Below are 8,638 nucleotides of genomic sequence, written 5' to 3'. Positions count from 1 at the left end.
GTTTGCAGGTCGGGCAAGAAGGTCAATCACGTGCGAGCGCGCTACACCAAGGACAACGCAAACAGGCTTTACTGCCCGTCCTTGTCCAATAAGGGTGAGCGCGCAATCCACTTTTTTTCGCGAGCCAGCTCGACCGCTTCGCGCAGGATCTCCGCTTCCATGGTTTTCTTGCCCAGCATGCGCTGCAGTTGTGCGATCTGGGCGCGTGCCGCTGCCAGCTCACTCGCTGGTACGACCGACTCACCGGAATGCACCGCGACCAGGGCGCCTTCCCGCTCGAGCTTGCGCCAATTGAACAGCTGGCTGGCACTGATGCCATGTTTGCGGGCCACCAGCGATACGCTCATGCCCGGCTCGTACGTTTCCTTGACCAGCGCAGCTTTCTCCTGCACTGACCAGCGGCGGCGTCGCTCTTCGGACACCGTCACGACTTCGATGGTTTGGTTGTTTCTAGTCATACTCACAGTCTTATTCCTATACGTAAGGATACAGCATCGACTGTGTCTGGTACTTCAAGGGGCTATCTCAGCAGCGCCCCAGCTCAGATGGACCATGTCGCCAAAGGCTTTGACTGCGAAATACACAAGCATTCCTATTGCGACTGCGAAAATTGCAAGAAGCGCTATTTGGGGCTCATCTCGACGCATACTATTCACCATGTAAATTGTTTAATTTAGTTAACATATTGATATGATGTGGCGCGTCGATATCTTGGCATGGCTGGGCTCTCAAGACTTGAAGCGACGCAGCTCTCATGCTGGATCGGCTGAACCGTGTTGCATTTGATGAGCAAATTTGGATAAAGCGGTGAGGGCGAGTCGACCACCTTCGCAAGGGGCACGCAGAGAGACTTCAGCCTTGTGGCATACGCGAGTGGGAGCTATGCTTAACCACGGCAAGCGTTGCAAGTGACAACTCAAGGAGACCGGGTAATGTCACTTTATAAACGCGGAAGTACGTGGTGGATCGACTTCACCACGCCATCAGGGGCGCGCGTCAGGCGCTCGTCTGAAACAAGCAACAAGGTCGAAGCGCAGGAACTGCATGACCGACTGAAGGCGGAGCACTGGCGGCTACAGAAACTCGGGGAGCAGCCCAGGCGCACGTGGGACGAGGCAGCAAGCAAGTGGCTGAAGGAGACCGCCCATAAACGTACTCATCACGAAGATGTGCTAAAGCTGGACTGGTTGCGGCAGTTCCTGCGGAATCGAGTGTTGGCTGACATCACGCGTGACGAGATCGCGGCGATTGGCGCACGCAAGAGGGCCGAGTCGAGCAATGCGACAGCCAACCGCTACCTCGCGCTGATTCGTGCAATCTTGCGTAAGGCATCCTTGGAGTGGGAGTGGACCGGCCGGGTGCCAAAAGTGAAGATGTACCCGGAGCCAAAGCGCCGTGTTCGGTGGATCACGCCGAAGCAGGCAAAGGCGCTGTTGGACGCGCTGCCTGAGCACCAGCGGGACATCGCGTTGTTCGCGCTCGCAACCGGGCTAAGACAGGGCAATGTGGTACGTCTGCAATGGTCGCAAGTTGACATTGAGCGTCGTACAGCCTGGATCGCAGCCGATGAGGCAAAGGGCGGCGAGGATATCCACGTTTCGCTGTGTGACCTGGCGGTGGAAGTACTGGAAGGCCAGCGTGGCAAGCACTTGGAACGCGTTTTCACGTACGACGGAAACCCGATCAAGTACGTGAACACGAAGGCCTGGCGCAATGCGCTGAAGCGGGCCGGCATCGCAGATTTCCGCTGGCACGATCTGCGCCATACCTGGGCCAGTTGGCTGATTCAGAACGGCACACCGTTGTACGACCTGCAGGAGATGGGCGGCTGGAAGTCGGCAGCGATGGTTCGGCGGTACGCGCATCTGGCGCCGGCACACATGGCGCGTCATGCGGCGGTAGTAGATGGACTGCTGCGCGTCACAAGTACGGCACAGTAGGTAGAAGAGGGGACTGCCGGAGATACAAAAAAAGGCGTCACGATCACTCGCAACGCCTTGATTTGATACTGCAAATTCGTGGTAGGCCGTGCTGGGCTCGAACCAGCGACCAACGGATTAAAAGTCCGCTGCTCTACCAACTGAGCTAACGACCCGAAGAAGCAAGATTATATGTTCAATCTGCCGGGCTGTCAAACGCGCAAGGTACTTACTTCAGCGCGGCCAGGCGGTCCTTGGCCGTTGCCGCGGCGGCGGTGTCGGGGAACTTCGACACCAGCTGCTGCAGCACCTTCTTGGCGTTCTTCTTGTCCTTCAGCTCGATGTAATTGCTGGCGATGTTGAGCATCGCGTCCGGCGCCTTGCTGCTGGTGCCGTAGTTCGAGACCACCGCTTCCTGGGCTGCGATCGCGTTCTTGTAGTCGCGCTGGGCGTAGTAGGCGTTGCCGAGCCAGTACTGGGCGTTGGCAGCGTAGGCGGAGTCCGGATAGCGGCGCACGAAGTCCTGCAGTGCGTTGGCGGCGGCCTTGTAGTCGCCCGACTTGAACAGCTCCATGGCGGTGTCGTAGGACTTCTTCTCGGTCGGCAGCACCTCGGCGGTCTGGCCGTCGATGGTCTCCTGGCGCGGCTCGAGTTTCTTGATGCGCGCGTCGAGGTCGGCGTACAGGTCGCGCTGATTCTTTTGCGAAGTCGCGATCTGGTTCGCCAGCACTTCGAGTTGGCCGCGCAGGCGGGCGATTTCCTGCATCGTCTCTTCCTGGTGGTTCAGCATTTCCAGGGTCGCGGTCTTGTCGGACTTGGCGTCGATGCGGGCGTTCATGTCGCGCGACAGGGCGTCGACCTTGGCGCGCAGGTCGAGGATGGCGCGGCGCGCTTCATCGTCGTCGAGCAGGCCGGCGCTCGCGTGCAGGGGCAGCCAGGCGGCGAAGGCGAGGGCGATGGCCGCAAGGCGGGACTGGGACGTTTTCATCATTATCTGGCTCTTCCTAAGCAATACGGGGCGGGATGCAGTCTGCACTGCATCCCGCCCCGCTGTCAATCAACCGGGTGCGCCGAGCCGTATGGGACGGCGTCGGCAGCGTACCGATTATTGGTAGACGATGTCGGCGCGGCGGTTTTCAGCCCAGGCCGCTTCGTTGCTGCCGGTTGCTTTCGGCTTTTCTTCGCCCAGCGACACGGCTTCCATCTGGTTCTCGGCCACGCCCAGGGCAGCCATCGAACGGCGCACGGCTTCGGCGCGCTTCTGGCCCAGGGCCAGGTTGTACTCGGTGCCGCCGCGTTCGTCGGTGTTACCTTGGATCAGCACTTTGCGCTGCTTGTTCTTGGTCAGGTAAGCCGAGTGGTTTTCGACGACCGGCTTGCCGTCGTCGCGCACGACGTAGCTGTCGTAGTCGAAGTAGACGCTGCGGTTCGCCAGGACGCCTTTCGGGTCGTTCAGCGGATCGACGGCACCGGTTTCGACCGGGCGGACGTCGCGGCTGGTGTCAGCCGGCGGTGCGGTTTCGGCGACCGGGGTCTTCTCGACCACCGGGGTTTCCTGCAGTTTGGTCGACGAGCAAGCCGACAGCAGGGCTGCAGCCGAGGCGATGAAAGCGATAGTTTTAATGTTGCGCATGGTTTTTCTCCTGGTCAAAAAATTTTACTTCATAAAGGGGCCCCAGCTGGGCTCCTTGATGTTTCCCGCCTGCGTCGAAAGACGCTGTTTCACACGACCGTCGACGGACACGACTGCCAGCGAGGCACGTCCGCCGGCTTTGTTGGCATACATGATGTATTTGCCGTTCGGCGAAAAACTCGGTTCGGTGGCCCCATCGGCCAGGCGCTGTTCCTGGCCGCTGGCCAGGTCCATCGCGTACAGATTGAAGCCTCCATCGCGTTGCGAGATCCACGCCAGCGTCTTGCCGTCCGGGGATATACGAGGAGAAATGTTATAGCTGCCATTAAAGGTGACGCGGGTGGCCGGGCCACCGTTCACGCTCATCTTGTAGATCTGCGGACCGCCGCTGCGGTCGCTGACGAAATAAATGCTCTGGCCGTCGCCCGAGAATTGGGGCTCGGTATCGATGCCATTGGTATTGGTCAGGCGGCGCATGCCGCTGCCATCGGCGTTCACGATGAAGACCTGGGTGCTGCCGGTCTTCGACAGCGACAGGGCCAGCTTGGTGCCGTCCGGCGACCAGGCCGGCGCCGAGTTGCTGCCCTTTTCATTCGAGATGATGGCGCGCTGGCCGGTCACCAGGTTCTGCACGTAGACGATCGGCTTCTGCTTTTCGAACGAGACATAGGCGACCTTGGTGCCGTCCGGCGACCAGGCCGGCGAGATGATCGCTTCGCGGCCGAAGGCGGCCACCTGTTCGTTCTGGCCGTCGGCATCGGCGACCACCAGCTCGTAGCTGTGGTTGCCATTGCCGCGATTTACCTTCACATACGAGATGCGGGTCGAGAAGATGCCGCGCGTGCCGGTCAGCTTTTCATAGACATCGTCGGCGATGCGGTGGGCTTCGAGGCGCGTGTTGCGCGGGCCGACCGCGTCCGACAGCTGCGAAAGCTGGGTCTGCTTGACGGTGTCCATCAGCTTGTAGCGGACCTGGAGGCGGCCGTCGGCCAGGCGGCTGACCGAGCCCACCACGAGGGCGTCGGCGCCGCTGGCCTTGAAGGCGCCGAGGTCGATGCTGGCGCTGTCCGAAATCGCGCGGCCGGCGTCGATCACCTTGAACACGCCGCTGCGCTCGAGGTCGGCGCGGATGATGCTGGAAACTTGCTCCGGTGCGATCGATTCATCGGCGAAGGCCGCCACCGCGACCGGGATCTGGGTGCCGCTCACGCCGGCGATTTCGACGCGCACCTGGGCATGTGCAGCCACGCCCATCAGGAGCGAGGCCGAAAACAGCAGGGTATGTAATTTCTTCATATCAGTTCATTTCCTTCAGTTTGAAACCGACCTGTACAGATCGCTCTACCGTACCATCTTTCTTCTTTGGTAGCGGTGACGATTTGTTAATGCCGCGTTCCACGGCTTCGTCGAAGGCAGGAATGCCGCTGCTCTTGGTCTTGCGCACCGAAAGAATTTCGCCGGTCGGTAGTTGCTCGACCTGGAACACCACTTCCGGATTGCCGGGTACATCGGTGCTGCCCGGATAAGTCGTATTGCCCTTGATCTTTGCTGCGATGCTGGCGATATAACCCTTGTCGATGCGCGGTGCGGTCGATTTCTCGGCGCTGCCGCTGCTGCCCGGGCTGCCGGCGCCAGCCGTCAGGCGTTTCATTTCCTCGGCGCGCAGTTTATCCAGCTTCGCGGCTTCCGCCTTTTCGGCTTTTGCCTTGGCCAGTTTCTCGGCCTTGTCCTGCTCGGCCTTTTCCTTTTTCTTCTTCTCGGCTTCTTCTTTCTTAGCCAGTTCCTGGGCTTTTTTCTTTTCCGCTTCTTCTGACTTCTTCGCCAGTTCCTGCTCTTTCTTTTTCTCTTCGTCGCGCGCCTTCTTATCGGCCAACGCTTTTTCCTTTTTCTCCTGCGCGCGCTTCTCCGCCAACTCGCGCTCGATGCGCTCTTCTTCCTGGCGCTGCTTCAGTTCTTCTTTACGCTTCTTTTCGCGTTCCAGCGCGATATCCGGCTGCTTCGGCGGCGCCGGCTCGACTTTCGGCGGCGGCTCGGCCACGCGCTGCATCGGCGGCGGCGTTTCCGGCTGCGGCTGCGGTTCGGGTTCGACCACGGGCTGCGGCGCCGGCGGGGCAGCCTGCTGCACGCTGGTATCCCAGACCTCGGCCTCGACCGCCACCGGCTGGTTGTTGGTCCAGTTGATGCCGATGACCAGGAAGGCCAGCAACAGGGCGTGCACACCCACCGCCAGGCCGATCGAGGGCCAGCGGTTCGGTTCCGGCGGCACCTGATAAGGCGAACCGCCGGCGGCGTTGCTGTTGTGCTTCGTTGCCGACATTATTTCGTAGCCAATCCAACCCGGTTGATGCCCAACTTCTTGGCTTCCGAGATCAGCTGGATCACATCGTCGTATTTGCTTTCGCGGTCGCCGGAAATCATCACCGGATAATCCGGGTGCTCGGCATGGATCGCGCGCAGGCGGTCGATCGCGGCGGCGCGGTTATCCACGTCCTCGAAGGCTTGCGCCTGCTTGCCGATGATGCCGATCTGCAGACGGGCATCGCTCTTCACGGCGATGTTGATGTAGTCGTCCGGCGGCTGGGTCGAGCGCTCGGCGCTGGGCAGCTTGATCTCGCTGGGATTCTGCGACTGCGGCACCGCCATGAAGATGATGAGCAGCACCAGCATCACGTCGATGTAGGGCACGACGTTGATTTCGGATTTCAGCTTGCGGCGGCTGCTCCGCAGATTGCTGTTGAATGCCATGTTCTTTTAGCGCGACTGGCGCTGCAGGATGTTCGAAAATTCCTCGACGAAGCTTTCGAAGCGGATCGCGAGGCGGTCGATATCGTGGGTGAAGCGGTTGTACGCGACCACTGCCGGGATTGCCGCGAACAGGCCGATCGCGGTGGCGATCAGTGCTTCGGCGATGCCGGGGGCGACCACGGCCAGGGTTGCCTGCTGCACGTTGGCCAGGCCGCGGAAGGCGTTCATGATGCCCCACACGGTGCCGAGCAGGCCGATGTACGGAGACACCGAGCCGACCGAGGCCAGGAAGTTCAGGTGGGTGTCCAGGTGATCGAGTTCGCGGTGGAAGGCGGCGCGCATCGCGCGGCGGGCGCCATCCAGCACGGCGCCGACGTCGAGGGCGTCGCGGGCGGCCTGCTTGCCCTTGATGAATTCGCCCATGCCGGCCTCGAAGATGCGGGCCAGCGGACCGCTCTGGTCGCGCTGGTTGCTGGCGCTCTGGTGCAGCGTGTGCAGATTGCCGCCGGCCCAGAAGCTGCGCTCGAACTGTTCGGTCAGGCGGCGCGCGGCGCGGATCGCAAACACCTTGCGGAAAATATAGGTCCAGCTGATCACCGAAATCGCGAACAGCAGGGCCATGATCAGCTTGACGAGGAAGTGCGCGTGAAGGATCAGTTCAATAAAGGAGAGGTCTTGGACTGCGTTCATCAGTATCGGTTATTTGGTCAAATGTTCAGTCGGCGCGCATTTTAGCAGCGGCGGAATCGGGGATGGAGCGGGGGCGCATCGTCTGCGCATCCACGCAGCCCACTTTCACGTTGGCGGTCGACAGCAGGGTGTCGCCGCGCCAGGCCTGTTGCGCGAACTGGACCGAAGCGCGGCCGAGTTTTTCCACGCTCAGGCGCAGGGTCAGTTCGTCATCCAGGCGCGCGGACGACAGGTAGTCGACGCTGGCGCTGCGCACCACGAAGGCGGCGCTTTCCTCGTCGAGCAGGTTTTGCTGGTGAATGCCGAGCGAGCGCAGCCATTCCGTGCGCGCACGTTCGAAGAACTTCAGGTAATTGGCGTAATACACGATGCCGCCGGCGTCGGTGTCTTCGTAATAGACCCGCACTGTCCAGGTGAAAACTGAAGGCATTTCAGCTGCCATAAATGAAAATGGGAAACATTTTACGCGATTTTCTACTTGTTTATGTACGCTGGCATACATAAACATCCGAAATGCGCGTGGGACCAAATGGCTGGTCCGATGTTAAATGGGCATGAGTAAACGCCAAGTGTGCATACTCAGCCAAGAACTGTAACACTTTCTCACAACCTGCGTCGCCACAGACACACGCTTGAGGAAACACAAACCGGGGTCAGACACCGGTTTGTGCGAATTCAAGCTTAGGTGCGCTTGATGTTGAAAGGCGAGAAGCCCTGGCAGGTCGGCATCATTTCGATCAGATTGACGTTGACATGCGGCGGCAGGGTGGCGATCCAGTAGGCGGTCTCGGCGATGTCTTCGGCGGTCAGCGGCTGGGTGCCTTCGTAGACCTTGGCGGCGGCTGCGTCGTCGCCCTTGAGGCGCACGTTCGAGAATTCGGTGCCGCCGCACAGGCCCGGCGCCAGGTTGGTGGCGCGCACGCCGGTGCCGACCAGGTCGGCGCGCAGGTTCAGCGTGAACTGTTCGACGAAGGCCTTGGTTGCGCCGTACACATTGCCGCCCGGGTAGGGGTAGTGGCCGGCCACCGAGCCGAGGTTGATGACCAGGCCGCTGCCGCGCTCGACCATCGAAGGCAGGACCGCATGGGTCATGGTCACCAGGCCCTTGACGTTGGTGTCGATCATGGTGTCCCAGTCTTCCAGCGGGACTTCATGCGCCGGCTTGGTGTTGAGCGCCAGGCCGGCGTTATTGATCAGGACGTCGATCTGGCGCCAGGACTGCGGCAGCATCGACAGCGCTTCCTCGATCGAGGCCTTGCTCGTCACGTCCATGGCGACCGGCAGCGCCGATTCGCCGAGCTCGCGGGCCAGCGACTCCAGGCGATCCTTGCGCCGCGCCGCGAGCACCACCTGGTGGCCGTTCCTGACGAAGGTGCGCGCCATCGCGGCGCCGAAGCCGGCCGATGCGCCGGTAATGAAAACGATCATGATGGAATCCCGGGTATTGGAGGGTGAAGATGAACTGCGAGATTGTAGCCGAAATGATCATTGCTTACCCCATGTGTCATCCTTTACAATCGGCAGTTCCATTACGTCTCACGTAACTGGCGAAAACCGCCTCCGCAGGCGGCCAAGGTGGAGATCCACCGGGGAGCGTGAGATGTCGTTTGCCGTTCGCCTGGGCAGCCTTCGACGGGTACGCTTCGTATCG

The 8,638-nt window shown here is 60.9% G+C and carries 9 protein-coding genes, 1 tRNA gene, 1 pseudogene and 1 riboswitch; of the genes and pseudogenes, 1 reads left to right on the top strand and 10 read right to left on the bottom strand.

Going from position 1 to position 8,638, the window contains the following annotated elements; translation table 11 throughout:
• Positions 1-458: pseudogene (locus NX782_RS24085) on the bottom strand (transposase); the annotation flags it as partial.
• 474 nt (positions 459-932) lie between these two features.
• Here NX782_RS24085 and NX782_RS24080 point away from each other — a divergent pair.
• Positions 933-1,940 (top strand): tyrosine-type recombinase/integrase, encoded by a 1,008-nt coding sequence (locus NX782_RS24080; RefSeq protein ID WP_258848037.1) that lies wholly within the window; start codon positions 933-935, stop codon positions 1,938-1,940.
• Positions 1,941-2,019: 79 nt separating this feature from the next.
• Here the strand turns inward: NX782_RS24080 and NX782_RS24075 are convergent.
• The 9 genes from NX782_RS24075 to NX782_RS24035 all read right to left on the bottom strand — a co-directional run bounded on the left by NX782_RS24075 (position 2,020) and on the right by NX782_RS24035 (position 8,415).
• Positions 2,020-2,095: transfer RNA gene (locus NX782_RS24075), tRNA-Lys, on the bottom strand.
• Between the two features lie 53 nt (positions 2,096-2,148).
• Positions 2,149-2,910 (bottom strand): tol-pal system protein YbgF, encoded by a 762-nt coding sequence (gene ybgF / locus NX782_RS24070; RefSeq protein ID WP_258848036.1) that lies wholly within the window; start codon positions 2,908-2,910, stop codon positions 2,149-2,151.
• A gap of 114 nt (positions 2,911-3,024) precedes the next feature.
• The gene (gene pal / locus NX782_RS24065; protein ID WP_258848035.1) at positions 3,025-3,552 is read right to left on the bottom strand and encodes a peptidoglycan-associated lipoprotein Pal; all 528 of its coding nucleotides are present in this window, start codon (positions 3,550-3,552) and stop codon (positions 3,025-3,027) included.
• Positions 3,553-3,576: 24 nt separating this feature from the next.
• On the bottom strand, positions 3,577-4,848 hold the full coding sequence (tolB, locus tag NX782_RS24060) for a Tol-Pal system beta propeller repeat protein TolB (protein WP_258848034.1): 1,272 nt from the start codon (positions 4,846-4,848) through the stop codon (positions 3,577-3,579).
• Position 4,849: 1 nt separating this feature from the next.
• The gene (gene tolA / locus NX782_RS24055) at positions 4,850-5,869 is read right to left on the bottom strand and encodes a cell envelope integrity protein TolA (RefSeq protein WP_258848033.1); all 1,020 of its coding nucleotides are present in this window, start codon (positions 5,867-5,869) and stop codon (positions 4,850-4,852) included.
• Positions 5,869-6,297 (bottom strand): biopolymer transporter ExbD, encoded by a 429-nt coding sequence (locus NX782_RS24050; protein ID WP_258848032.1) that lies wholly within the window; start codon positions 6,295-6,297, stop codon positions 5,869-5,871. Before NX782_RS24050 ends, tolA begins: the two co-directional genes overlap by 1 nt.
• Positions 6,298-6,303: 6 nt before the next feature.
• Positions 6,304-6,987 carry a protein TolQ gene (gene tolQ, locus NX782_RS24045; protein WP_258848031.1) on the bottom strand — a complete coding sequence of 228 codons (684 nt, stop codon included), beginning with the start codon at positions 6,985-6,987 and terminating at the stop codon, positions 6,304-6,306.
• Between the two features lie 25 nt (positions 6,988-7,012).
• Positions 7,013-7,417, bottom strand: coding sequence for a tol-pal system-associated acyl-CoA thioesterase (gene ybgC / locus NX782_RS24040; protein ID WP_258848030.1), 405 nt, complete (start codon positions 7,415-7,417; stop codon positions 7,013-7,015).
• Between the two features lie 251 nt (positions 7,418-7,668).
• Positions 7,669-8,415: an SDR family oxidoreductase gene (locus tag NX782_RS24035; protein ID WP_258848029.1), complete on the bottom strand. Its 747-nt coding sequence runs from the start codon at positions 8,413-8,415 to the stop codon at positions 7,669-7,671.
• Positions 8,416-8,517: 102 nt separating this feature from the next.
• Positions 8,518-8,618: riboswitch (ZMP/ZTP riboswitch) on the top strand.
• Positions 8,619-8,638: the final 20 nt, after the last annotated feature.

It is taken from the genome of Massilia norwichensis, assembly GCF_024753245.1.
Classification (GTDB): domain Bacteria; phylum Pseudomonadota; class Gammaproteobacteria; order Burkholderiales; family Burkholderiaceae_D; genus Telluria; species Telluria norwichensis.
This window is presented reverse-complemented; position numbering and strand designations above follow the sequence as displayed.